Source organism: Vibrio sp. M60_M70, assembly GCF_037162085.1.
GTDB classification, from domain to species: Bacteria; Pseudomonadota; Gammaproteobacteria; order Enterobacterales; family Vibrionaceae; genus Vibrio; species Vibrio diabolicus.
Window position 1 is genome coordinate 668727 of record NZ_JARLUL010000001.1, and the last position, 25974, is coordinate 694700.

The following is a 25974-nucleotide window of genomic DNA, read 5'->3' on the forward strand; positions in this document are numbered from 1 at the left end:
CAATATGTTAGCACTCAAAAGCTATGCGTGTGAGGTTACGGTCGTCTATTTGAGAGCTGCTACGACATCGGTAATGGCTTGTGTACTTGTGATGGGGATTAAGAAATCATCGACATCAGTTGCGCCCATTTTGCTTTGTTCAGCAACAAAGTTCATTTTACTAGGTCGAGTCGTTTTGCCTGACAGATGGATTTCAGGAACTTGAGTGTCTTCTACTAATGCACGTACGTTACTTGCATTAACGCCAGCACCCGCCATGACTGCAATGCGGCCTTGGGCTTGTTCAACAAGAGATTTAAGTGCTTTCTGGCCTGCTGGCGCAGAAGGTGCTAGCCCTGAAGTGAGAATGCGTTCGCAGCCCAAACTGATGACCTCTTCCAATGCTGATTGAGCGTTTCTACATTGATCAAAAGCACGATGGAACGTTACGCCCAGCCCTAATTCCTGTGCGAATTCGCACAGTGCTGTTGCAAAGGGCATGTGGATATCCCCCTCTTGAGTGAGTACACCTAAAACCACACCATCCAAGCCCGATTGGTGAGCCGCTTCAATATCCCAACGCATCATTTCGATCTCTTCTTCACTGTAGAAGAAGTCACCTTGGCGCGGGCGAATCATGGCATAAATAGGAATAGTCGAAATCCTAGCGGCTTGCTGCATAAAGCCATAACTGGGTGTTAGCCCGCCTAAAGCCAAAGAGGAGCAAAGTTCAATCCGAGTGGCGCCGCCAGCAATGGCGTAGTGCAGAGATTCAATATTATCGATACAGACTTCTAGGTGAGTAACCACGTTCATTCATCCTACTAACGTTACAAATAAGTGTTGTGGCTAAGATATTAGCAGGGCCAGTAAGCAGAATCTGTATGGAGGGCATGAGAAATAGAGGTAAAGTTTACGCTGCAGCGTTACCTCATTTTGGCGGTTTATCTGAAGGTAAAAGAAAACCCAGAGCATTTGCTCTGGGCTTTGATAGGACTTTACTTAGACTGATTGGCGTTTGCGGTTTTCCGCATTAGCTTTTTGCTTTATATACATCCAACCATCACACCCGTTGAGCTAGGGTGAAGGTCTATTATTTTTTGCCTAGGTCAGCTGCGTGCTCAGATAGGAACGCTGCAACACCTTTTGGAGATGCGTCCATACCTGCTTTACCTTCTTCCCATTGTGCAGGACATACTTCGCCGTGCTTCTGGTGGAAGTTAAGAGCGTCAACCATGCGTAGCATTTCGTCGATGTTACGGCCTAGAGGTAGGTCGTTAACTACTTGGTGACGTACAACGCCTTCTTCGTCGATTAGGAAAGAACCACGGAAAGCAACGCCTGCTTCTGGGTGCTCAACGTCGTAAGCTTTACAGATTTCGTGCTTAACGTCAGCAACTAGTGGGTACTTAACTTGACCGATACCGCCATCTTCGATAGCAGTGTTACGCCATGCGTTGTGAGAGAACTGAGAATCGATAGAAACACCGATTACTTCAACACCTTTAGCTTGGAAATCAGCTAGACGGTTGTCGAATGCGATTAGCTCAGATGGGCAAACGAAAGTGAAATCTAGTGGGTAGAAGAATACTACTGCTTTCTTACCTTTAGTGAACTCTGCAAAGTTGAAGTTTTCAACGATTTCACCGTTACCTAGAACAGCTGCTGCAGTAAAATCAGGGGCTTGACGACCTACTAGTACCATTTTTTTGCTCCTAAAAAGTATGGTTAGTTCCAAACCGAATTCAGTTGTGTCGGTTTGGTCCGTGTTTGTACGAGACAAACTATAGTACAGATTGTAGTATTGAAAAAAGCGAAATAAATAGATTGAGTTAATCGAAAAAAACGATAATAGCAAAACTCTTAACTCGATCACTGGAACGGCGGTAGATACAAATACAATTATGAATAAATGGCCCAGTTTGAAGCAGTTGCACTACTTAGTCACGCTGCATGAAACAAGACATTTTAGTGACGCTGCAGAGCGTTGTTTTGTCAGTCAGTCGACTTTAAGTAAAGGTATTCAAAACTTAGAGGAATTGATTGGTTGTCCATTATATGAAAAGAAAGACAAGAAAAGTCCACTGGTTTTTACCCAAACAGGAGAAATGGTAGTAAAGCAGGGGCGAGAGCTGTTAGCAAAAGGGCAAGATTTGGTCGAGCTTGGACGTATGTGCCAAGGCGACGATATGCAAGGCCAGCTAAAAGTGGGATGCATACCAACAATTGCTCCGTTTTTACTGTGTGATTTGGTGCAAGAGGTTAACTATCGTTTCCCACAACTGAATCTTTTATTAAGAGAAGACACGACAACAAACTTACTTCAAGCGCTTAGACACGGTGAGTTGGATGTACTCATTTTAGCGTTGCCAGTTGAAATTGACGGTATGGAAAGTCGAGTGGTGGGTAAGGATCCGTTTCGAATGGTTATTAGTGCGAATCAAGCCCAATCGGTGCCTGTGCCTATTCGTTACGCAGATTTACCTGACGAATCCGTCTTTTTATTAGAGAAAGAGCATTGCTTAACGGAACACGCGGTATCTGCGTGTAAATTAACAGATAAAGAAAAAATTAATCCGTTTACAGCAACCAGTCTTCATACTTTGGTGCAAATGGTTGCGAATGGTTTGGGAACAACGTTCATTCCTCAAATGGCTATCGACCACGGCCTGCTGCATAACCAGAATTTAGTCGTGATCGATCCCCCAGGAAAGCAAGCCTATCGCGAAATTGGCTTAGTTTGGCGTCCGAGTTCATCAAGAACGAAAACATTTAATCAGCTTGCAGAAGTCGTTTCCGAACTGCTTTAGCTATTAGTATTAGCCTCTACATCTCCATTATTTATCTAAAAGCGCACTGAAAACAGTGCGCTTTCTAGTATTTTATTCTGTTGGTGAACTTTGACTTGTAAAATTTTACAGCTCTTCTTTGATGAAGCTTTCATAAAATAGTGAAATTTCACAATGTTAATTTTACACAAAACCTTGTATGTCTTGTTTGACCCTTGTTTGAATCCACCTTGCCAGCCCTTGTGAATACAAGGCGTTTGTTTACCAGTCTATATTCATACACTCGTTTGAAATGATAAATCGACCTTAAAATTAATGTAATTTAATTACGTAATAAATTACAAAAATAGGTGTTCGATAGGCGGTTTTTACCCTGCCGAATAAAACTTCGAATTTTCTGTTTTGTTTATCTTGGGGGTTTCGTTAAACCCTTTGTTGAGATAGCTTATTTAAAGGCCGATAAGACTTATGTCTAGATTGAAAATACACATAACATTACGCAATCTATCGACATGGCTAGACGAGTTGAACACAAAGTTAAAGGATGTAATTTGTTGTTCATAACTTACAAATGTAGCTTTATGCTGACTGCCCAAGATGGATAAAGCACGTTAAGGATGAATGATTATGCTTGCTCAGACAGAACAAAAAACACAACAACTAAAGCAAACCCAAGGCATGCTTGAGGTGAATGGAGTCGTTGCTCCAGAACATCAAGCAATTTTCCCTGTTGAAGCCCAAACCTTTTTATCTCTGCTGTGTGAAAAATTTGCCGGACGTGTTGAGCAGTTGATGGAAGCACGAGAAGAGAAGCAAGCGCGTATCGATGCAGGTGAGCTGCCAGACTTTTTACCAGAGACACAAGACATCCGTGAAGGAAGCTGGAAGATCCTGGGAATCCCACAAGATCTGCAAGATCGCCGTGTGGAGATTACCGGACCAACTGATCGCAAGATGGTGATTAACGCACTGAATGCGAATGTAAAAGTGTTCATGGCAGACTTCGAAGATTCAATGTCTCCAGCATGGAGTAAAGTGCTGGATGGGCAAGTGAATTTACGCGATGCCGTGAATGGAACCATCAGTTACACCAACCCTGGCAATGGCAAGCATTATCAGCTGGAAGATGACCCAGCGGTGTTGATCTGCCGTGTTCGCGGCCTTCATTTAAAAGAAAAACACGTTACGTGGCACGGTCAGATCATTCCAGGTGCGCTATTCGATTTCGCTCTGTACTTCTATAACAACTACAAAGCGTTACTTCAAAAAGGCAGCGGCCCTTATTTCTACATTCCAAAACTGCAATCGCATCACGAAGCGAAGTGGTGGAGCGAAGTGTTCCATTTCACGGAAGACTATTTCGGTCTTGATACAGGCACCATCAAAGCGACTGTGCTGATTGAAACCTTACCAGCCGTATTCGAAATGGATGAGATTCTGTTCTCACTTAAAGAGCACATCGTAGGGCTGAATTGTGGTCGTTGGGATTACATTTTCAGTTACATCAAAACACTGAAGAAACACCCAGCTCGTGTTCTGCCAGATCGCCAAGTCGTCACCATGGACAAACCATTTTTGAACGCCTATTCGCGTTTGCTGGTTCGTACTTGTCACAAGCGTGGTGCTTTCGCGATGGGAGGAATGGCCGCATTTATCCCAGCTAAAGACCCGAAAGAGAATCAAAAAGTATTAGACAAGATCCAGACTGACAAATCGTTAGAAGCTAACAACGGTCATGACGGTACTTGGGTAGCTCATCCAGGTTTGGCTGACACCGCGATGGAAGTTTTTAGTGCTGTACTGGGCGAGCGCACCAATCAATTGGATGTGAGTCGTTCAGAGGATGCACCTATTACAGCGGCTGAACTACTCGAGCCTTGTGAAGGCGAGCGTACAGAAGCCGGAATGCGCCACAATATTCGTGTTGCGCTGCAATACATCGAAGCTTGGATTTCTGGTAATGGTTGTGTACCGATTTATGGCTTGATGGAAGATGCGGCGACAGCTGAAATCTCTCGCGCTTCTATCTGGCAATGGATTCAACACGGCAAGTCGCTAGATAACGGATTGAAGGTCACTAAGGATCTGTTCGAGCTCTATCTAAAAGAAGAGATTGAAGTAGTGAAACAAGAAATTGGCGAGCAGCGCTACCAAGCGGGTCGATTTGAAGAAGCGGCAGACTTGATGGCAAGGCTCACTACGAGCGATGAGCTGACCAACTTTTTAACAGTTCCTGGTTATGACTACCTGGATTAATAAAGAATAACTGTAACACCAATAACGTGAAGGATTTTCAAGGCAGATAGGGAAGTACTGCCTGAGAACGGAAACTCAACGCACACTCATAAAGTGCAAATTATAAAGAGGGATAGACCAATGACTAACTTAACTCGCCGCCAACAAATTGAAGCTCTGGAAAAAGACTGGGCAACTAACCCGCGCTGGAAAAATGTAAAGCGTACATATACTGCCGAGGAAGTGGTGGAACTGCGTGGTTCTATGGTACCAGCCAACACAATTGCACAACGTGGTGCAGACAAACTTTGGTCACTGGTCAACGGTAGCGCGAAAAAAGGTTACGTAAACTGTCTTGGTGCGTTAACTGGCGGCCAAGCTGTTCAACAAGCTAAGGCTGGTATTGAAGCGATTTACCTATCTGGTTGGCAGGTAGCGGCGGACAACAACACCGCTTCAACGATGTACCCTGACCAGTCTCTATATCCAGTCGATTCTGTACCGTCAGTAGTAAAACGCATCAATAACTCGTTCCGTCGTGCAGACCAAATCCAATGGTCTGCAGGTAAATCGCCTGAAGATGAAGGCGGTATTGACTACTTCCTACCAATCGTAGCGGATGCTGAAGCGGGCTTTGGTGGTGTGCTTAACGCTTACGAGCTCATGAAGTCGATGATCGAAGCAGGCGCAGCGGGCGTTCACTTTGAAGACCAGCTAGCATCGGTGAAAAAGTGTGGCCACATGGGCGGCAAGGTATTAGTTCCAACGCAAGAAGCGGTACAAAAACTGGTTGCTGCTCGTTTAGCTGCTGATGTAGCGGGTACAACAACCTTGGTTATTGCTCGTACTGATGCGAATGCGGCAGATCTCATTACTTCAGATTGCGACCCATACGATAAAGACTTTATTGAAGGAGAGCGTACTCAAGAAGGTTTCTACCGCGTTCGCGCTGGTATCGACCAAGCCATCTCTCGCGGCCTAGCTTACGCACCGTATGCAGATTTGATCTGGTGTGAAACAGCGACGCCATGTTTGGAAGAAGCACGTAAGTTTGCAGAAGCGATTCATGCAGAGTACCCAGACCAATTGTTGGCATACAACTGTTCGCCTTCATTCAACTGGGAGAAGAACCTAGACGCAGAAACCATTGCTAAGTTCCAACAAGAGCTGGCAGACATGGGCTACAAGTACCAATTCATCACGCTAGCAGGTATTCACAACATGTGGTTCAACATGTTCGAACTGGCACACGCTTATGCTCAAGGTGAAGGTATGCGTCATTATGTTGAGAAAGTTCAGCGTCCTGAATTCCAGGCGGCAGAAAAAGGCTATACATTTGTTGCACACCAACAAGAAGTAGGTACAGGTTACTTCGATAGAATGACCAATACTATCCAAGGTGGTAACTCTTCAGTGACCGCATTGACAGGTTCGACCGAAGAAGACCAATTCTAATTGGCAGAGAAACACTTCCTTAATCAGCGTCAGTAATGGCATTTTGAGCGGCAACCCTGCCGCTCTTTTTTTCGTTTAAAACGTTTAAGAAACGAAATTTACACCCAAGATAAAGCGTTTGCGTATTATTCTTCTGGCTCGATTTCTTCGGGTTCCACTTCTTCTTGCAGTTCCAGTAAGTTAATCGCAATGGTCACAAAGTCACTGTCAGTAATGATGCCTACCAATCGACCCTTGGTGACAACAGGTAAACAGCCAACTTTGTGCTTTTGCATATAGATAGCGCTCTCTTTAAGCCCCGCGATGGGTTCGGCAGTCATGATGTTAGTGTGCATCATTTCGTAGAGCGGTGTATCTAGAGTAAAAGATTGTTCAGCCTCATCTGGGTGCAAGCTCGATTCTTGAGCAGCAAGAATGTCGCGTTGAGTCACCAAGCCTTGTAAGTGGTTATTGGCATCAACAACCGGAATATGGCGAATATCAAGCGCATCCATCATGCTTTTTGCATCACGCAAGGTGTGCGTGCGCAGTAAGGTATGAGGATTACGAGTCATCATGTCTTCAACCTTGATCATAGAGACCTCCAGCGGCATTGTCCTTCTCTTAAATATAGAGAATATTTTTCTGTATATCTGGGAGCTAACTCGTTTTTCATCAATTAAATAGCACAATACATTTGCGCTTCTTTTTGTCTGCGTAATCTGTGTCTTATCGACGTTTTTATTAATTTGAATAAGTCGGTTTGTGTGCGAGTCAGTTGGCATTTTTGATTGATATTGAATGGATCGCCAAGGTAATCCAATGAATTGAATCGCACATTTTTATTCGCTGGATTTTCCAAGATTCGTCTCTCGAAGAAGATACGTTCAGGCTTACCAAATTGAAGACAGCAACCTAAATGAAAAGAACAACGTGTAACAAACTCATTGCGCTGGCAGTGGCGGCATTCAGTGTGCAATCAGCACAGGCGATTGTGTTAGGAGATGAACTAACCGACTCTGTTGACCGCGTTACTTTACGAGCAAGTAATATGGCAGAGTTCCCACTGTGTGGCGGCACCATGCTGACGGAGCAGTGGGTGTTGACTGCGGCACACTGCGTGGTAATGGGGCAGGGAACGAACGAAGCAAGCTACTATGTGACCCCGCCGGGCGAGTTGTCGGTGAATGCGAATGTGCATGAACTTAATTCAGCAGGGCTTGATAACTTCTATCCGGTGTCTCACGTTGTGGTTCACCCTGATTACACGCGGATTTCAAAAGCTGAGACCGACAGTAATGGTAACGTGAAACCTATACAAACCGGTTTAGACTCAGACATCGCGTTGCTGTATCTCACGCGCCCAGTGGCAAACGCAAGCTTTGCTGATTTAGCAAACAAAGCCGACATGGAGAGTATCGAAGCGCGGTTGGCAGCGGATTGGAACGATAATTACCTGACCAATCAACGTGTCGAAAATGTGCAAGTGTTTGGGTGGGGAACCACTCAGCCGGATGCTTCTGAACCTTCCAATACGCTCAAAACCACCATTAGTACATTTTTACCCATCGACAAATGTTATGAGCGTTTAGAAATTGGCAGCAGTTTTCCGGGGATTATCGACTCAAGAGAAAACCAAACCAAAATCTGTACGCTACCAACGAAAAACCGAGTATTAGAGCCGGATAGCCACACCCAATATGGTAACTCTGCATGTAAAGGTGACAGTGGTGGTCCGCTGGTCGATGTGGCAACGGGCAAACAGATTGGTATTGTTAGCGGTGGACCTCTCATTCTTCCGACATGTGGCTCTTTGACGATTCCAAGTTTCTACACCAAGGTGAGCCAATATTACGACTGGGTACAGTCTTACATTACTGTCGATGTGCCACCAAGTAGCTACATCATTGCACCGAACTTTATTAAAGAGGCTAATAACGAAGTCGGCGGAGATAAAGAGTGTCACGACGGTATCGCAACTAATAACTGTGATTTCAAAGGGTCAGATGATGATGGTGGCAGTCTGGGTCTGTGGCTATTGGGTCTATTCGTGCCCTTGGCGTGGTGGCGAAGGCGTGAGGTTTGATAGGGCGATTTGAATACCAAACGAGTAAGCAGCGTTATGCGCTGCTTTGCTTTTTAATGTTCCATTTCTGTCGGCTTAAACTGAAAAATAATGCCAAGTGATCGCGGTTTTTCACGTTTTATTACACTCTTCATCATGGCTTTTACAGTGATATTCTGGGGATTTGCTTGCTATTGCAGCATGTAAACATATACTAGTCTGCTGCGAAAAACTCGTCGCAATTTTATCGTCGTCCTAGACGTGATTTGACCAATATATAAGACAAGTAACATGCAAGTATCAGATTTCCATTTCGACCTTCCAGATGAACTTATCGCTCGTTACCCTCAGCCAGAGCGTACCGCTAGCCGACTATTACAAATGGACGGCAATACCGGAGAGCTAATTGATGGCACATTTACTGATGTATTGGGCCAAGTTCAACCCGGTGATCTCGTGGTGTTTAATAATACTCGTGTTATACCTGCTCGTCTTTTTGGTCGTAAAGAGTCGGGTGGTAAGCTAGAGGTGCTGGTGGAGCGCATGCTTGACGAGAAAAGCATCCTCGCGCACGTTCGCTGCTCTAAATCTCCAAAACCAGGTACAACCATCATTGTTGGCGAGAATGATGAATACTCAGCAGAAATGGTGGCGCGTCATGACGCTCTATTTGAACTGAAATTTAACGCTGATAAGACGGTATTAGACATTTTGGAAGAAATCGGCCACATGCCGCTTCCTCCTTACATTGACCGCCCAGATGAAGATGCAGATAAAGAGCGTTACCAAACCGTATATAACCAGAAGCCAGGCGCAGTAGCGGCGCCGACAGCGGGTCTTCATTTTGATGATGTTCTACTAGAGAAAATTAAAGCGAAAGGCGCAGAGTTTGCTTACGTCACTTTGCACGTTGGTGCTGGTACATTCCAGCCAGTAAAAGTAGAAAACATCAACGATCACCATATGCACGCTGAGTACGTAGAAGTACCGCAAGAAGTCGTCGAAGCAATTAAAGCGACGAAAGCGCGTGGTGGACGAATTATTGCTGTTGGTACTACATCGGTACGCTCACTTGAAAGCGCAGCGCAAGACGCATTGAAAAAAGGGACTGAGTTGGTCCCATTCTTTGGTGATACAGAAATCTTTATTTTCCCTGGCTACGAATATCAGCTTGTGGATTGCTTGATTACCAATTTCCACTTGCCAGAATCCACACTGATCATGTTGGTGAGTGCATTTGCAGGTTATGAGAACACCATGAATGCTTACAAGCATGCGGTAGAAAACAAATATCGCTTTTTCTCATATGGTGATTCAATGTTCATCAAGAAGAAAACGATTTAGTAAAAAATAAGATTTACGAGTGCTAGCAGTAAGCTAGGAAATAGAGCAGAACCTCTGCTTTATCTCTCGCAAGGAAAAGCGACCGCTCCTTAAAGTAGGGTAGAGCCCTAAACACTCAGTCAGACTGTTTCTCTGACACCCGGAGGCATCGTGAAATTAAAATTCGATCTTAAGAAGAAAAACGGCAATGCGCGTCGTGGTCAACTGACTTTCGAACGTGGCACTGTTCAAACCCCAGCGTTTATGCCAGTTGGTACTTACGGTACGGTTAAAGGCATGACGCCAGAAGAAGTGAAAGGTACGGGCGCAGAAATCCTACTAGGTAACACCTTCCACCTTTGGCTGCGTCCAGGTCAAGAAGTCATGAAAATGCACGGCGACTTGCATGATTTTATGAACTGGCACGGTCCTATTCTTACTGATTCAGGCGGCTTCCAAGTATTCAGCCTTGGCAAGATGCGTACTATTACCGAAGAGGGTGTGCACTTCCGTAACCCAGTTAATGGTGACAAGATTTTCATGGACGCAGAAAAGTCGATGGAAATTCAAAAAGACCTAGGTTCTGACATCGTCATGATTTTTGACGAGTGTACGCCATACCCAGCGACACACGATGAAGCGAAGAAATCGATGGAAATGTCACTACGTTGGGCACAGCGCTCACGTGATCACTTCGAGAAGCTAGAAAACCCGAACAACCTGTTTGGTATTGTTCAAGGTGGTGTTTACGAAGATCTACGTGATGTGTCGGTAAAGGGTCTAACTGAAATCGGTTTTGACGGTTACGCGGTTGGTGGCTTGGCAGTAGGCGAGCCTAAAGAAGACATGCACCGTATTCTTGAGCACACTTGTCCGCAGCTTCCAGAAGACAAGCCTCGCTACCTAATGGGCGTGGGTAAACCAGAAGACTTGGTTGAAGGTGTTCGCCGCGGTATCGATATGTTTGACTGTGTAATGCCAACGCGTAACGCGCGTAATGGTCACCTGTTTGTGACTGGTGGTGTGATCAAGATCCGTAATGCGAAACATAAAACGGATACAACCCCGTTGGATCCACACTGTGACTGTTACACTTGTCAAAACTACAGTAAATCGTACCTTCATCACTTAGAGCGTTGTAATGAAATTCTGGGTGCTCGTCTGAATACGATCCACAACCTACGCTACTACCAGCGTCTGATGGAAAGTATTCGTAAAGCGATTGATGAAGATCGTTTTGATGAGTTTGTTACCGAGTTCTATGAGCGTCGTGGCCGTGAAGTGCCACCACTAGCAAAAGAACAGTCATTGACGGACTAAAAAGAATTAAAGCCTTTGGCATGTCGCCAGAGGCTTTTGCTAATAAAGTAGGCTAACGCACGTTATTTTTGAGAGAGTGATCGCTATTAGTTACTCTCAGACTTGAATCTAAAATGCGAAAGCCCAACTTGTTGGATTATCAATAAAATATAATGAGGATGTTTTAATGTTTATTTCTCAGGCTCACGCAGCAGCAGAAGGCGCGCCAGCAGGCGGTGGTTTTGAAATGCTAATCATGCTTGGCATGTTCGCAGTGATCTTTTACTTCATGATTTACCGCCCACAAGCGAAACGTGTAAAAGAGCACAAGAACCTAATGGCTTCTATGGGCAAAGGCGACGAAGTTCTAACTAGCGGTGGCCTAGTGGGTAAAATCACTAAGATTGCTGAAGACAATGACTACATTTCAATCGAGCTTAACGCGAACAATGAAGTGGTAATCAAGAAAGACTTCATCACTGCAGTGTTGCCAAAAGGTACGCTTAAGTCTCTATAAAACAGCTAAAGGATCCTCGCTGTGCTAAACCGTTATCCATTATGGAAGTACTTGATGGTATTTTTTGCCATCATCACCGCTGCGTTATACGCACTTCCAAATATCTACGGTGAAGATCCGGCTATTCAAGTTACAGGGGCGCGTGGCGCCTCTGTAGATATGTCAACGCTGGATGCTGTCACTACTGCTCTTGATAAAGAGCAACTCTCTCATAAATCCATTGCTCTCGAGAATGGATCAATTCTTGTTCGTTTTAACGACACTGACACGCAAATCAGTGCTCGTGATGTCATCAGCGAAGCGCTTGGCAAAGACACAATTGTTGCACTTAACCTTGCTCCTTCTACACCCGATTGGCTAGAAGCGATTGGCGCGTCACCATTAAAGCTGGGTCTTGACCTTCGTGGTGGTGTCCACTTCTTAATGGAAGTAGACATGGACGCTGCGATGGAAAAGCTCGTTGGTCAGCAAGAAGAAGCTTTCCGTAGCGAACTTCGTGAGGCAAAAATTCGTTATCGTGCTATCCGCCCTTCTGGCAAAGAAGCGGTAGAGGTTCTGCTACGTAACGAAGAGCAATTAGCAGAAGCGAAAGCAATGCTAGAAAAGAATCACCCGGACATGCTCTTTGTCGAATCTGATTCAAATGGCCGTTACGCTCTTACTGCGACCTTTACCGAGCAACGTTTACAAGAGATCCGTAACTACGCTGTTGAGCAAAACATTACGATTTTACGTAACCGTGTAAACGAGCTAGGTGTTGCAGAGCCTCTCGTTCAACGTCAAGGTGCAAGTCGAATTGTTGTTGAGCTTCCTGGTGTTCAAGATACTGCTCGTGCAAAAGAGATTCTAGGTGCGACTGCAACGCTAGAATTCCGTGAAGTTGACGATAAAGCTGACCTATCAGCGGCGGCAAATGGTCGTGCGCCAGCAGGCAGTGAAATCAAAATGGACCGAGACGGTCGTCCGGTTGTGCTTAAGAAGCGTGTTATTCTTGGTGGTCAAAGCATTACGGATGCAAGCTCAAGTGTCGATGAATACGGTCGTCCACAAGTTAACATCTCGCTAGACAGCGAAGGTGGTAACAAGATGTCAGCGTTCTCTAAGAAGAACATCGGTAAGCTAATGGCTACCGTGTTTGCTGAGTACAAAGACAGTGGTCGTCGTACGCCAGAAGGCAAAGTCATCCTAGATAAGCATGAAGAAGTCATCAACCAAGCGACGATTCAATCGGCTCTTGGACGTAACTTCCGTATCACGGGTATAGACTCCGCAGCTGAAGCGCACAACCTTGCACTTCTATTACGTGCTGGTGCACTGATCGCACCTATCTCTATCGTTGAAGAGCGTACTATTGGTCCATCAATGGGCCAGCAAAACATCGATATGGGTATCCAAGCGTGTATCTGGGGTATGGTTGCCGTAATGCTGTTTACGCTGCTTTACTACCGTGGCTTTGGCTTGATTGCCAACATCGCTCTAATGGCTAACTTAGTGTTGATCATTGGTGTGATGTCGATGATTCCAGGCGCTACCATGACGCTTCCGGGGATTGCCGGTATCGTGTTAACGGTCGGTATGGCGGTTGATGCGAACGTACTGATCTTCGAGCGTATCCGTGAAGAGCTTCGCGATGGGCGTAGTCCACAACAAGCTATTCACCAAGGTTACGCGAATGCATTCAGTACGATTGCCGATGCGAACATCACGACACTGATTACTGCAATTATTCTATTTGCAGTCGGTACTGGTGCAGTGAAAGGTTTCGCGGTTACTCTATCTATCGGTATCTTAACTTCAATGTTCACCGCCATTATTGGTACACGTTGTATCGTGAACCTTATTTACGGTGGCAAACGCGTTGATAAATTGTCGATCTAAGGCTGGGAATTAATATGTTTCAAATTCTAAAAGCAGAGAAGACGATCGGCTTTATGCGTTGGTCGAAAGTAGCATTCGTTTTTTCAATCTTTATGATTGCTGCTTCTATCTTCACTTTGTCAACTAAGTGGCTAAATTGGGGCCTAGACTTCACTGGCGGTACGCTAATTGAAGTTGGCTTTGAAAAACCTGCGAACCTTGAAAAAATCCGAACCGCTTTAGATGCGAAAGGTTTTGGTGATGCGACAGTACAAAACTTCGGTAGTGCTCGTGAAGTAATGGTTCGTCTTCGTCCACGTGACGACGTTTCTGGTGAAACGCTGGGCAACCAAATCATTGGTGCTATCAAAGATGGTACTGGCGAAAGCGTAGAAATGCGTCGTATTGAATTCGTAGGTCCTAACGTTGGTGATGAGCTAACAGAAGCTGGCGGTCTAGCGATCCTCGTGTCGCTGATCTGTATCTTGCTTTATGTCTCGATGCGATTTGAATGGCGTCTAGCGGCTGGTGCGGTTATGGCATTGGCTCACGATATCATTATCACGTTAGGTGTTTTCTCATTCCTACAAATAGAAGTTGACCTAACCATCGTCGCGGCATTATTAACGGTAGTCGGTTACTCGCTCAACGATACCATCGTTGTGTTTGACCGTATCCGTGAAAACTTCCGTAAGATGCGTAAAGGTGAGCCAGCCGATATCATGGACGCTTCAATCACCCAAACGTTGAGCCGTACGTTGATTACCTCGGGTACAACATTGTTCGTGGTAATTGCACTGTTCATGCAGGGTGGTGCGATGATTCACGGCTTCGCAACCGCACTTCTACTTGGTATCACTGTAGGTACTTACTCTTCTATCTACGTAGCATCAGCACTAGCGCTAAAACTGGGCATCCAGAAAGAGCACTTGATGCCACCTCAAGTAGAAAAAGAAGGCGCAGAGTTCGACGAAATGCCATAAGGCAGGTTGAGAGTCGAAAACAAAAACCGCTGAGCAATCAGCGGTTTTTTTTGTATCTGAATCGAGTTTTGTGCTTGCAGAACCTCACGGTATGAAGAGCCTTACATTGCAGCTAAGTAGATACAAAAAAGCCCCGCTCATTGAGCGGGGCTTTTTAAAGTCATCAGCGTGACGGGCTAAATATGACTTTCAAATCTTACTTAAGGATCGCGCTGTTACCGTTTTCGCGGATGTGCTTAAGGATAGATTTTACGCCACGAGCGCTTGAAGCAACAATGTTACCAGACTTCATGTACTCAGTGCCGCCAGCAAAGTCAGTTAGGATAGCGCCAGCTTCACGAGCAATAAGCTCACCTGCTGCCATATCCCAAGGTTTTAGACCTAGCTCGAAGTAACCATCAACACGGCCAGCAGCCACGTAACATAGGTCAAGAGCAGCAGAGCCGCTACGACGGAAATCAGCACATTCAGTGAATAGCGCACCAACGATCTTGATGTAAGACTCAGCGTGTTGTTTCTGTTTGAATGGGAAACCAGTAGCTAGAACAGTACCTTGAAGGTCTTTTAGTTGAGCAACACGGATACGCGCACTGTTTAGTTGAGCGCCTGCACCACGTTGTGCAGTGAATAGCTCGTTTTGCATTGGATCGTAAACACAAGCAACTTCAGTTTTGCCTTTGATACGAACTGCGATAGAAACCGCGAAAGTTGGGTAACCTTTTACAAAGTTAGTGGTGCCATCCAGTGGGTCGATGATCCATTGTACGTCTTTATCTTTACCTTCGATAAGACCTTGTTCTTCAGCAACGATACAGTGCTCAGGGTAAGACTGCTTGATAGTATCGATGATGATGTATTCTGCTTCTTTATCTACATTAGTGACAAAGTCATTAGTGCCTTTAAGAGTAGATTCTACTTTATCAGTGTTTTCTAATGATTTAGCAATATGATTGCCTGCCTTTCGCGCAGCGCGAATAGCAATGTTTAGCATTGGATGCATACGAATTTCCCAACGGATGTTAAAGAACAAATGAAAGCGGCGGCGAGTATACCAGAGATCAGTAAAAAGGGAAGTGGTTATTTTTTGTTCTAAAGTCAGTGGTTTTATTGTATTTAGCTTGAGGCGAACGAGAACAATGACCAAGAATGAGAAGAGAGGCCTGCTTCGCCCTAGGGTGTGTTAAAAAACTATGGTAACATTCTGCGGTTTTAATTTAGGTAGCAAACACAGATGTTGGATCAAGTAAAAATTGTACTCGTAGGTACCTCTCATTCAGGCAATATTGGCTCAGCAGCTCGAGCTATGAAAGTGATGGGTTTAAGCCAACTAGTATTAGTCGATCCACAATGTGAAGTGGATGAACAAACTCTTGCTTTGGCTGCGGGGGCTGGTGATATTGCTCAAAATGCAAAGATTGTCGGCACATTAGAGGAAGCGGTTGAAGATTGCAGCCTCGTGGTGGGCTCCAGTGCTCGCTCTCGTACATTAGAATGGCCAATGCTTGAGCCACGTGAATGTGGTGAGAAATTTGCGGTTGAGGGTAGAAAACATCCTGTCGCGCTCGTGTTTGGTCGTGAAAGAACTGGTCTAACAAACGAAGAGCTGCAAAGGTGTCACTACCATGTTTGCATTCCTGCTAACCCTGAATATAGCTCGCTTAACCTAGCGATGGCCGTACAAACACTGAGTTACGAAGTACGAGTTGCGCATTTGAACTTAGAGCAAAGCCAGTTTGCCCCAAATGAGCCGGAAGAGTACCCACGTCATAGAGAGCTCGAAATGTTCTTCGAGCATCTTGAAAAGGTGATGGTTGAGACCCAGTTTATCAATAAAGAGCAACCAGGACAGGTGATGAATAAATTGCGTCGCTTGTTCTCTCGTGCTCGGCCAGAAACCCAGGAGCTCAATATTCTACGCGGCATTTTAACCTCGATAGAAAAGAAGTTCTGAATAAAGAATAACCACTCTAGGTGTAAGGATGAATACCTGAGTAAAATGGTCAAATAAATACTTGACCAAATTACTCAGGTATGGAAAAATCTTAACCATTACAAACCATGTGGATACGGTGTGGTATGAAACTTACATCTAAAGGAAGATATGCGGTGACAGCCATGCTGGATGTGGCACTGCATTCGCAACAAAACCCTGTACCTCTTGCTGACATCTCAGAGCGTCAGGGGATCTCGCTCTCTTACTTAGAGCAGCTATTTTCAAAATTGCGTAAAGCAGGTCTCGTTGCCAGCGTTCGTGGTCCTGGTGGTGGTTACCGACTTGGTGCCGACGCACACAGTATCGCTATTGGTACCGTGATTGCAGCCGTTGATGAGTCAGTCGATGCAACCAAATGCCAGGGCAAAGGAGATTGCCAAGGTGGAACACGTTGCCTTACTCACACGCTATGGCGCGACTTAAGCTCTCGCATTAGTGACTTCTTGAATAACATCACTCTTGGTGAGTTGATGACAGACAATGAAGTCCTCGAAATTTCTGATCGTCAGGACATTGATCTGGCGGTAACCCATGGGCTATCAAACAAAAATACAACCGCCGCGCCCATCGGTGTAAACGTCCGCTCTTAGCGGTCAGCTTTTTACATTGGAGTAGAGAATGAAACTGCCGATTTATCTTGATTATTCCGCTACATGTCCAGTTGATCCACGTGTTGCTGAAAAAATGGTTCAGTACATGACAATGGATGGCACATTTGGCAACCCAGCGTCGCGTTCGCACCGTTACGGCTGGCAGGCAGAAGAAGCGGTCGATACTGCTCGTGAGCAAATTGCTGACCTTCTAAATGCAGATCCTCGCGAAATCGTATTTACATCTGGTGCGACAGAATCAGACAACCTTGCGATTAAAGGTGCAGCGCACTTTTACTCGAAGAAAGGTAAGCACGTAATCACTTGTAAAACAGAGCACAAAGCCGTTCTTGACCCATGTCGTCAACTTGAGCGTGAAGGCTTTGAAGTGACTTACCTTGAGCCAGAATCAAATGGCTTGATCGATCTAGAGAAGCTTAAAGCGGCAATGCGTGATGACACAGTGCTTGTGTCTATTATGCACGTAAACAACGAGATTGGTGTGGTTCAAGACATTACTGCGATCGGCGAATTGTGTCGTGAGCGTAAAATTGTTTTCCACGTGGATGCAGCGCAATCTGCAGGTAAATTACCAATCGACGTTCAAGAGATGAAAGTTGACCTAATTTCGCTTTCTGCTCACAAAGTTTATGGCCCTAAAGGCATCGGTGCACTTTACGTTCGTCGTAAGCCTCGTATTCGTCTTGAAGCGCAAATGCACGGTGGCGGCCATGAGCGTGGTTTCCGCTCTGGTACACTTCCTACCCACCAAATCGTTGGTATGGGTGAAGCATTCCGCATTGCAAAAGAAGACATGCAAAAAGATTACGATCACGCTTTAGCGCTTCGTAACCGTCTTTTTGATGGCGTGAAAGACTTAGAAGCAGTGACGGTAAACGGTGACCTTGAGCAACGTGTACCACACAACCTAAACATCAGCTTCGCATTCGTAGAAGGTGAATCACTACTAATGTCGCTTAAAGATCTAGCGGTATCTTCTGGTAGTGCTTGTACGTCTGCAAGTCTTGAGCCTTCTTACGTTCTTCGTGCCCTAGGCATGGATGATGAATTGGCTCACAGCTCGGTTCGTTTCTCGTTTGGTCGTTTCACGACTGAAGAAGAAATTGATTACGCAATTGAACAAATCCGCGTTGCAGTGACTAAGCTACGCGACATGTCTCCTCTATGGGATATGTACAAAGAAGGGATTGATTTGAGCACTGTTGAATGGGCTCACCATTAATCTCAGGGATTGAAATAGAGGATTCGAGGTAATTTATCATGGCATACAGCGAAAAAGTAATTGATCACTACGAGAACCCACGTAACGTTGGTTCATTCGATAAAGAAGACCCATCAGTAGGTAGCGGCATGGTTGGCGCTCCAGCTTGTGGTGACGTAATGAAGCTTCAAATCAAAGTGACACCTGAAGGTATCATCGAAGATGCGAAGTTCAAAACATACGGTTGTGGTAGTGCAATCGCATCAAGCTCACTAGTAACTGAGTGGGTAAAAGGCAAGTCAGTTGATGAAGCAGCAGCAATTAAAAACTCTGAAATTGCTGAAGAGCTAGAGCTTCCACCAGTGAAAGTTCACTGTTCAATTCTTGCTGAAGATGCAATCAAAGCAGCGGTTGCAGACTACAAGAAAAAACACCAAGAATAATTATTCCGTAATATAATGGGAGCTTTGACGCTCCCATTCCAATCGAAATTTAGACAGACTAAGGTGCAGTATGGCCATCACAATGACAGAATCAGCGGCAAGTCGCGTAAGAGCATTCCTAGATAACCGAGGCAAAGGTATCGGTTTACGTCTTGGAGTGAAGACGACTGGTTGTTCAGGCATGGCATATGTACTTGAGTTTGTTGATGAGCTTAACGAAGAAGATGAAGTTTTTGAACTCTCTGGAGTGAAAATCATCATCGACAAAAAAAGCTTAGTGTACCTAGACGGTACCGAATTGGATTACGTGAAAGAAGGGTTGAATGAAGGTTTTGAATTCAACAACCCTAACGCGAAAAGTGAATGTGGTTGTGGTGAAAGCTTCAACGTCTAATTGATTGTCCTTCTGGGCAAGCGAGTCCGGAAGGCTTTACTAGGACCCGAACTTAATGAATCACTTTGAATTATTTGGGCTACCAAGTCAGTTTAAGCTGGATGGTAGCCTTCTTTCTTCTCAGTTCCGAGAACTACAAAAACGCTTCCACCCGGATAACTTTGCAACGGGATCTGAACGTGACCGTTTGATGGCGGTGCAAAAGGCAGCGCAAATCAACGATGCCTATCAAGTTCTGAAAAATCCTATCTCCCGTGCCGAGTACATACTCGCAGAGCAGGGAGTTGAGATCCGAGGTGAACAGCAGACAATGCAAGATCCAATGTTCTTAATGGAGCAAATGGAGCTGCGCGAAGAACTGGAAGAAATTGCTGACAGCACCGATCCTGAATCGGCGCTTTTTGACTTCGATTCTAAGGTCAGCAAAATGTACAAACAGCATCTGGCAAGCGTCGAGCAAGAGCTTGATGATGGTCTTTGGGCTGAAGCCGCAGACCGAGTTCGTAAGCTAAAATTCATTGCCAAACTAAAGAACGAAATTGAACTAGTCGAAGACAAACTCCTCGGCTAGTTAGCGTGACAAGGACCTATCATGGCACTACTTCAAATCGCAGAACCGGGCCAAAGCTCGGCACCTCATGAGCATAAGTTAGCAGCGGGTATCGACTTAGGTACTACCAACTCTTTGGTTGCTTCTGTACGTAGCGGCGATGCAACTCCACTTGCGGACGAGCAGGGCCGTACTATTTTACCTTCAGTCGTTAATTACACTGAGGAAACGTTAACGGTTGGCCACGAAGCCAAAGCCAAAGCAGAGCTTGAACCAGAGAACACTATTATCTCTGTAAAACGTTTGATCGGTCGTTCATTAAAGGACATCCAGTCCCGTTACTCTTCACTTCCTTATCGTTTTCGAGAGAGTGAAAATGGTCTTCCGATCCTGCAAACGCCTCAAGGTGACAAAAACCCGATTGAAGTATCTGCGGACATTCTAAAAGCGCTAGGTAAGCGAGCAGAAGAAACGTTAGGTGGTGAGTTAGCGGGTGTTGTGATCACTGTTCCTGCTTACTTTGATGATGCTCAGCGTGCAGGTACGAAAGATGCCGCGAAATTAGCTGGCCTTCATGTGCTGCGTCTTCTGAACGAACCAACTGCCGCGGCAATTGCTTATGGCCTAGACTCAGGCCAAGAAGGGGTGATTGCAGTTTATGACCTAGGTGGCGGTACATTTGATATCTCTATCCTACGTTTGTCGAAAGGCGTATTTGAAGTATTAGCAACAGGTGGTGACTCTGCGTTAGGCGGTGATGACTTTGACCATCTGTTAGCGGATTACCTAATGGAGCAAGCGGGTCTCGAAGCCCCACTTTCTGCTGAAAAAAACCGTACGCTACTGAACATTGCTACTGCGACTAAGATTGCTTTCTCTGAGCAAGACAGCGTTGACGTTGACGTGTTTGGTTGGAAGGGCACCGTTACTCGTGAGCAGTTCGAAGATCTGATTCGCCCATTAGTGAAGAAAACACTAATGTCTTGTCGTCGTGCATTAAAAGATGCTGATGTTAACGCAGACGAAGTACTCGAAGTTGTCATGGTTGGTGGTTCAACACGCACATTGCTGGTTCGTGAAATGGTAGGCGAGTTTTTTGGCCGCACACCGCTAACAAGCATTAATCCTGATGAAGTTGTCGCAATCGGCGCGGGTATCCAAGCCGACATTCTAGCGGGTAACAAGCCTGATTCAGAAATGTTACTTCTTGACGTGATCCCACTGTCGCTTGGTATTGAAACCATGGGTGGTCTGGTTGAGAAGATCATCCCTCGCAATACCACGATTCCTGTTGCGCGTGCGCAAGAATTTACCACATTCAAAGATGGCCAAACGGCCATGAGTGTTCATGTGGTACAAGGTGAGCGTGAAATGGTTGATGATTGTCGTTCACTGGCTCGTTTCTCATTGAAAGGCATTCCACCGATGGCGGCGGGTGCGGCACATATTCGTGTGACTTACCAAGTTGACGCTGACGGCCTTCTTTCTGTTACGGCAATGGAAAAGAGCACCGGTGTTCAGTCAGAGATTCAAGTAAAACCTTCTTACGGGTTAAGCGATAATGAAGTGGCGGATATGCTGCGTGATTCAATGACTCACGCTAAAGAAGACATGCAAGCTCGTGCGCTAGCTGAACAGCGTGTTGAGGCCGACCGTGTGATAGAAGGCTTGATTGCAGCCATGCAAGCTGATGGTGACGAACTACTATCAGAACAAGAGAAACAAGACCTGATAAAAGCCATCGAAGCCTTGATTGAGCTGCGTAATGGTGATGATGCAGATGCGATTGAGCAAGGCATTAAAGATACCGATAAAGCGAGCCAAGATTTCGCATCGCGCCGTATGGATAAATCGATTCGAGCTGCGCTGTCAGGTCAATCAGTAGACGATATATAAGAGATAAGTAGTTATGCCTAAGATTATTGTATTACCACACGACGATTTGTGCCCAGAAGGCGCAGTGTTGGAAGCAAACACTGGTGAAACCGTTCTGGACGTAGCGCTAAAAAATGGTATCGGTATTGAACATGCGTGTGAAAAATCATGTGCGTGTACCACTTGCCACGTGATCATCCGTGAAGGTTTTGATTCGCTAGAAGAAAGTGAAGAGCTGGAAGACGACATGCTGGATAAAGCGTGGGGTCTAGAGCCTGAATCACGTCTAGGGTGTCAGGCGAAAATTGCTGATGAAGACTTAGTGGTAGAAATTCCTAAGTACACGCTAAACCACGCTTCAGAAGATCACTAAAACTATCTTCCCAATATAGGGAAGAAGCAAAAGGAAGATGAGCAATGAAATGGACAGATTCTCGCGATATCGCGATTGAGCTTTGTGACAAGTTTCCAGATGTTGATCCGCAAACGGTGCGTTTTACCGATCTTCATCAATGGATCATGGAGTTAGATGAGTTTGAAGATGACCCAAACCATTGTAACGAAAAGATTCTGGAAGCCGTTATCATGTGCTGGATGGATGAAGCAGACTAAGTCTGTAAAACACAGCCTAGTTAACAATTCTTACTAAAAAAAGCGGACCTTTAGGTCCGTTTTTTTATCCAATTGACATTTTGGCCCTACATAATGCTAACATCCATGAGTTATTAAAAAGAAGCAGCGTAGGCAACGCTGCTATAAGACAAGGAGAAACCATGTCTACACAGATGTCTGTATTTTTAAGTCAAGAGTCGGCAGCACCACATTGGGGGAAAAAGCACTGCTTTCATTCGCTGAAAACGGCGCAACCATTCATTTAGGTGAAGGTCACGATCTTGGTGCAATTCAACGTGCAGCTCGTCAGCTAGATGGCCAAGGAATTCGTTCTATTTTTCTTTCCGGTGATAACTGGGATTTAGAGAGCGTTTGGGCTTTCCACCAAGGTTACCGTAACCCCAAAAAACATGGCTCAGTTGAGTGGTCTGCATTGTCTGAAGAAGATCAAGCAGAGCTTCAAGCGCGTATTACTGCGACTGATTTTACCCGCGATATCATCAATAAAACCGCAGAAGAAGTTGCCCCTCGTCAGCTAGCGACAATGGCCGCTGAATTCATCAAATCTGTTGCGCCTAAAGGCACAGTGACAGCTCGTATCGTCAAAGACAAAGACTTGTTGGCAGAAGGTTGGGAAGGCATTTACGCCGTAGGCCGTGGTTCGGAGCGTACTTCTGCGATGCTCCAGCTAGACTACAACCCGACAGGTGACGAGAACGCACCAATATTCGCGTGTCTTGTCGGTAAAGGTATCACCTTTGATTCGGGTGGTTACAGCTTGAAGCCTTCTAACTTCATGAGCGCAATGAAAGCAGACATGGGTGGCTCAGGCACCATCACCGGTGGTCTTGCACTGGCGATTCTTCGTGGTTTGAACAAGCGTGTAAAACTGATCCTTTGTTGTGCAGAGAACATGGTTTCTGGTCGCGCACTCAAGCTTGGCGACATCATCACCTACAAAAACGGTAAAACCGTTGAAATCATGAACACCGATGCAGAAGGTCGTTTAGTGCTTGCTGATGGTCTTATCTACGCCAGTGAGCAAAAACCTGAGTTAATCATTGATTGTGCAACACTAACAGGTGCGGCGAAGAATGCGTTGGGTAATGATTATCACGCACTAATGAGTTTCGATGACGAGTTATCGCATCAAGCGCTCACTGCGGCAAACCAAGAAAAAGAAGGTTTATGGCCGCTACCACTTGCTGACTTCCACCGTGGAATGCTGCCGTCAAACTTTGCTGACCTATCGAATATCAGTTCTGGCGATTACTCTCCGGGTGCAAGCACAGCAGCAGCATTCTTGTCTTACTTCGTAGAAGACTACAAAAAAGGCTGGTTGCACTTCGACTGTGCGGGTACATACCGTAAAGCCGCGTCTGATAAATGGGCTGCGGGAGCTACGGGTATGGGCGTTCGTACGCTTGCTCGTTTCCTCAATGAGCAAGCTGTTAAATAAGATTGATTGCGGCACTCTCTTGCTTGAGTGCTGCTCTTACCCAGTAAGTCACTTTAAAAACACAACTATTATTACAAGTACAGAAAGGAAACTTTATGGCTCTAGAAAGAACATTTTCAATCATTAAGCCGGATGCGGTAGAGCGAAACCTAATTGGTGAAATCTATAACCGTATTGAAAAGGCTGGCCTACGTATTGTCGCTGCTAAAATGGTTCACCTGACTGAAGATCAGGCAAGCGGTTTTTATGCAGAGCATGAAGGCAAAGAGTTTTTCCCTCCACTAAAAGAGTTCATGACATCTGGTCCTATTATGGTTCAGGTACTGGAAGGTGAAAATGCGATTGCACGTTACCGTGAGCTGATGGGTAAAACTAACCCAGAGGAAGCGGCATGCGGCACTTTGCGTGCTGATTACGCACTTAGCATGCGTCACAATTCAGTTCATGGTTCCGATAGCCCTGAATCTGCAGCGCGTGAAATTGAGTTTTTCTTCCCTGAGTCAGAGGTTTTCTCTCGCTAATTAGGCGTGATACTTCACTTGTTAGTGATGCTCTGATACAGAAAAGCCTCGGAACTTTCCGAGGCTTTTTCATTTCATATACCTAAGTTGAGTGGCAATGTTGACTGCATAAGTGATCTCTTACATGCTAACTAGTCTGACTATATAATGGGCTTTAAAGCCCAGTAACGTGAGTTATTTTTAGTCTTTTCCCTTTACGATTTCTACGCTTTTACTTTTGATAGTGTAATAGCCACTTATAGCGTAAGGGGTGCTTGAAATTTAATCATTTTGATTTTAATGCCTTAGCAAACTCAGGGTTTTACACCCCTTGTTGTGGCTGCATAAAGGCTGTACAATTCGCGCCCTTATTCTTGTTTCAGTCATTGAGAGGCAACATGACCACTGAAAAAATCAATCTACTCGACTTTGATCGCAAAGGCATGCGTCAGTTTTTCGCAGAAGAACTCGGCGAGAAAGCGTTTCGTGCCGATCAGGTTATGAAGTGGATCTACCATTTCGGTGTAGATGACTTCGAAAAAATGACAAACATTAACAAGAAGCTGCGCGAAAAGCTTTTACACAAGTGCGAAATCAAGGCACCAACAGTCGCAGAAGCTCAGCACTCTTCTGATGGTACAATCAAGTGGGCGATGAACGTTGGTGATCAGGATGTGGAAACGGTTTACATTCCAGAAGATGACCGTGCAACGCTTTGTGTGTCTTCTCAAGTAGGTTGTGCGTTGGAATGTAAGTTCTGCTCAACTGCACAGCAAGGTTTTAACCGTAACTTGAAAGTTTCAGAGATCATCGGTCAGGTGTGGCGCGCTGCACGTGAAATTGGTCTTGAGAAAGAAACAGGTCGCCGCCCAATTACGAACGTCGTGATGATGGGGATGGGTGAACCGCTTCTAAACATGAAGAACTTGATCCCGGCATTAGAGCTAATGCTGGACGACCTTGGCTTTGGTTTGTCAAAACGTCGTGTGACTGTATCTACATCAGGTGTGGTTTCTGGCCTTGATCAGATGACAGGAAAAATCGATGTCGCGTTGGCAATTTCCCTTCATGCGCCAAACGATAAGTTGCGTAGTGAAATCATGCCAATTAACGATCGTTGGGATATTCAAGATTTCCTAGCATCAGTTCGTCGTTACATCGCTTCATCGAATGCAAACCGCGGTAAGGTAACGGTTGAGTACGTACTTCTTGATCATGTGAATGATGACATGGACCATGCTCGTGAACTGGCTGAGCTGATGAAAGACACACCATGTAAGATTAACTTGATTCCGTTTAATCCGTATCCAGGTTCACCTTACAAGAAACCAAGTAACTCACGTATTGATCGCTTCCAAAAAACATTGATGCAATATGAGCATACAGTAACGGTTCGTAAGACTCGTGGCGATGACATTGATGCTGCGTGTGGTCAGTTAGTCGGTGATGTGATTGACCGAACTAAACGTACTGCAATGTTAAAAGCGTCGCGCGGTGCTGATACCATTGAAGTAAAAGCGGTATAAACGACCGGAATTCAAAAATAGCCAGAGCCATTTGCTCTGGCTATTTTGTTTATCGATAAGAGCATTTCTGCCAAGATTTATGACGACAACTCTCCAACTCGAGGTTATTTGGGTATAATTTCGAATTCCTTTGTCAAAGTTTGGACAAAAGCTTGAGCTATCTGTTAGTTTGAGTGTAAAGAGTTTTTGTCTTCGTTACACATTCGCTTATCATGATATGTGACATTAACGATGACACCAATAATTCTCAGCATTTTCTCACATACGCTTTGCTGATTTTGGCAAAACGGGTATTCACACTCAAATCGCTGAGAGTTTCTTAAAATTAT

24 protein-coding genes and 1 pseudogene are annotated in these 25974 nt (G+C 45.2%); 21 read left to right on the plus strand and 4 right to left on the minus strand.

Annotated elements, in window-relative coordinates:
- Positions 1–45 precede the first annotated feature (45 nt).
- Both P4S59_RS03155 and P4S59_RS03160 read right to left on the minus strand, forming a co-directional pair.
- A complete protein-coding gene (locus P4S59_RS03155) occupies positions 46–789 on the minus strand; it encodes a copper homeostasis protein CutC (RefSeq protein ID WP_104975092.1) in 744 nt (247 codons plus the stop codon).
- 283 nt (positions 790–1072) lie between these two features.
- Positions 1073–1684 carry a peroxiredoxin C gene (locus P4S59_RS03160; protein WP_005381738.1) on the minus strand — a complete coding sequence of 204 codons (612 nt, stop codon included), beginning with the start codon at positions 1682–1684 and terminating at the stop codon, positions 1073–1075.
- A gap of 199 nt (positions 1685–1883) precedes the next feature.
- On the opposite strand from P4S59_RS03160, the gene P4S59_RS03165 reads away from it, so the two are divergent.
- The 3 genes from P4S59_RS03165 (at position 1884) to aceA (ending at position 6458) form a co-directional block, all read left to right on the plus strand.
- On the plus strand, positions 1884–2789 hold the full coding sequence (locus P4S59_RS03165; protein WP_005383681.1) for a hydrogen peroxide-inducible genes activator: 906 nt from the start codon (positions 1884–1886) through the stop codon (positions 2787–2789).
- Positions 2790–3395: 606 nt separating this feature from the next.
- Positions 3396–5024 (plus strand): malate synthase A, encoded by a 1629-nt coding sequence (gene aceB / locus P4S59_RS03170; protein WP_337167969.1) that lies wholly within the window; start codon positions 3396–3398, stop codon positions 5022–5024.
- Between the two features lie 120 nt (positions 5025–5144).
- The gene (gene aceA / locus P4S59_RS03175; protein ID WP_005391585.1) at positions 5145–6458 is read left to right on the plus strand and encodes an isocitrate lyase; all 1314 of its coding nucleotides are present in this window, start codon (positions 5145–5147) and stop codon (positions 6456–6458) included.
- A gap of 125 nt (positions 6459–6583) precedes the next feature.
- Here aceA and P4S59_RS03180 read toward each other — a convergent pair whose 3' ends face one another.
- Positions 6584–7033 carry a CBS domain-containing protein gene (locus P4S59_RS03180; protein ID WP_005391583.1) on the minus strand — a complete coding sequence of 150 codons (450 nt, stop codon included), beginning with the start codon at positions 7031–7033 and terminating at the stop codon, positions 6584–6586.
- A 323-nt stretch (positions 7034–7356) separates the two neighbouring features.
- On the opposite strand from P4S59_RS03180, the gene P4S59_RS03185 reads away from it, so the two are divergent.
- The 6 genes from P4S59_RS03185 (at position 7357) to secF (ending at position 14481) form a co-directional block, all read left to right on the plus strand.
- The gene (locus P4S59_RS03185) at positions 7357–8523 is read left to right on the plus strand and encodes a S1 family peptidase (RefSeq protein WP_048626043.1); all 1167 of its coding nucleotides are present in this window, start codon (positions 7357–7359) and stop codon (positions 8521–8523) included.
- 270 nt (positions 8524–8793) lie between these two features.
- The gene (gene queA, locus P4S59_RS03190; RefSeq protein ID WP_048626044.1) at positions 8794–9846 is read left to right on the plus strand and encodes a tRNA preQ1(34) S-adenosylmethionine ribosyltransferase-isomerase QueA; all 1053 of its coding nucleotides are present in this window, start codon (positions 8794–8796) and stop codon (positions 9844–9846) included.
- 150 nt (positions 9847–9996) lie between these two features.
- Positions 9997–11145: a tRNA guanosine(34) transglycosylase Tgt gene (gene tgt / locus P4S59_RS03195; protein WP_005391577.1), complete on the plus strand. Its 1149-nt coding sequence runs from the start codon at positions 9997–9999 to the stop codon at positions 11143–11145.
- Positions 11146–11311: 166 nt separating this feature from the next.
- Positions 11312–11641: a preprotein translocase subunit YajC gene (yajC, locus tag P4S59_RS03200; RefSeq protein WP_005381725.1), complete on the plus strand. Its 330-nt coding sequence runs from the start codon at positions 11312–11314 to the stop codon at positions 11639–11641.
- A gap of 21 nt (positions 11642–11662) precedes the next feature.
- Positions 11663–13519: a protein translocase subunit SecD gene (gene secD, locus P4S59_RS03205; RefSeq protein WP_006741889.1), complete on the plus strand. Its 1857-nt coding sequence runs from the start codon at positions 11663–11665 to the stop codon at positions 13517–13519.
- A gap of 14 nt (positions 13520–13533) precedes the next feature.
- Positions 13534–14481 (plus strand): protein translocase subunit SecF, encoded by a 948-nt coding sequence (secF, locus tag P4S59_RS03210; RefSeq protein WP_005391572.1) that lies wholly within the window; start codon positions 13534–13536, stop codon positions 14479–14481.
- Positions 14482–14677: 196 nt separating this feature from the next.
- On the opposite strand, the gene suhB is transcribed toward secF, so the two are convergent.
- On the minus strand, positions 14678–15481 hold the full coding sequence (gene suhB, locus P4S59_RS03215) for an inositol-1-monophosphatase (RefSeq protein WP_047010191.1): 804 nt from the start codon (positions 15479–15481) through the stop codon (positions 14678–14680).
- 231 nt (positions 15482–15712) lie between these two features.
- On the opposite strand from suhB, the gene trmJ reads away from it, so the two are divergent.
- The 12 genes and pseudogenes from trmJ (at position 15713) to P4S59_RS03275 (ending at position 25645) form a co-directional block, all read left to right on the plus strand.
- Entirely contained in the window at positions 15713–16432 is a 720-nt protein-coding gene (gene trmJ, locus P4S59_RS03220; protein ID WP_006741887.1) for a tRNA (cytosine(32)/uridine(32)-2'-O)-methyltransferase TrmJ, read from the plus strand.
- Positions 16433–16557: 125 nt separating this feature from the next.
- On the plus strand, positions 16558–17064 hold the full coding sequence (gene iscR, locus P4S59_RS03225; protein WP_005381720.1) for a Fe-S cluster assembly transcriptional regulator IscR: 507 nt from the start codon (positions 16558–16560) through the stop codon (positions 17062–17064).
- Positions 17065–17092: 28 nt separating this feature from the next.
- Positions 17093–18307, plus strand: a complete 1215-nt coding sequence (locus P4S59_RS03230) for an IscS subfamily cysteine desulfurase (protein ID WP_005391556.1) — start codon at positions 17093–17095, stop codon at positions 18305–18307.
- Between the two features lie 38 nt (positions 18308–18345).
- Positions 18346–18729 carry a Fe-S cluster assembly scaffold IscU gene (iscU, locus tag P4S59_RS03235; RefSeq protein WP_005381718.1) on the plus strand — a complete coding sequence of 128 codons (384 nt, stop codon included), beginning with the start codon at positions 18346–18348 and terminating at the stop codon, positions 18727–18729.
- Positions 18730–18799: 70 nt separating this feature from the next.
- Positions 18800–19123: an iron-sulfur cluster assembly protein IscA gene (iscA, locus tag P4S59_RS03240; RefSeq protein ID WP_005391554.1), complete on the plus strand. Its 324-nt coding sequence runs from the start codon at positions 18800–18802 to the stop codon at positions 19121–19123.
- Between the two features lie 55 nt (positions 19124–19178).
- Positions 19179–19694 (plus strand): co-chaperone HscB, encoded by a 516-nt coding sequence (gene hscB, locus P4S59_RS03245; protein WP_012842113.1) that lies wholly within the window; start codon positions 19179–19181, stop codon positions 19692–19694.
- Between the two features lie 21 nt (positions 19695–19715).
- Positions 19716–21569: a Fe-S protein assembly chaperone HscA gene (gene hscA, locus P4S59_RS03250; RefSeq protein WP_046874339.1), complete on the plus strand. Its 1854-nt coding sequence runs from the start codon at positions 19716–19718 to the stop codon at positions 21567–21569.
- Positions 21570–21582: 13 nt separating this feature from the next.
- Entirely contained in the window at positions 21583–21921 is a 339-nt protein-coding gene (fdx, locus tag P4S59_RS03255; RefSeq protein WP_005391548.1) for an ISC system 2Fe-2S type ferredoxin, read from the plus strand.
- Between the two features lie 44 nt (positions 21922–21965).
- The gene (gene iscX, locus P4S59_RS03260; protein WP_005391546.1) at positions 21966–22160 is read left to right on the plus strand and encodes a Fe-S cluster assembly protein IscX; all 195 of its coding nucleotides are present in this window, start codon (positions 21966–21968) and stop codon (positions 22158–22160) included.
- A 161-nt stretch (positions 22161–22321) separates the two neighbouring features.
- A pseudogene (gene pepB / locus P4S59_RS03265) lies at positions 22322–23619 on the plus strand (aminopeptidase PepB).
- Positions 23620–23714: 95 nt separating this feature from the next.
- Positions 23715–24140 carry a nucleoside-diphosphate kinase gene (gene ndk / locus P4S59_RS03270; RefSeq protein ID WP_005391542.1) on the plus strand — a complete coding sequence of 142 codons (426 nt, stop codon included), beginning with the start codon at positions 23715–23717 and terminating at the stop codon, positions 24138–24140.
- 377 nt (positions 24141–24517) lie between these two features.
- Entirely contained in the window at positions 24518–25645 is a 1128-nt protein-coding gene (locus tag P4S59_RS03275) for a bifunctional tRNA (adenosine(37)-C2)-methyltransferase TrmG/ribosomal RNA large subunit methyltransferase RlmN (protein WP_005391540.1), read from the plus strand.
- The last annotated feature ends 329 nt before the right edge of the window (positions 25646–25974 follow it).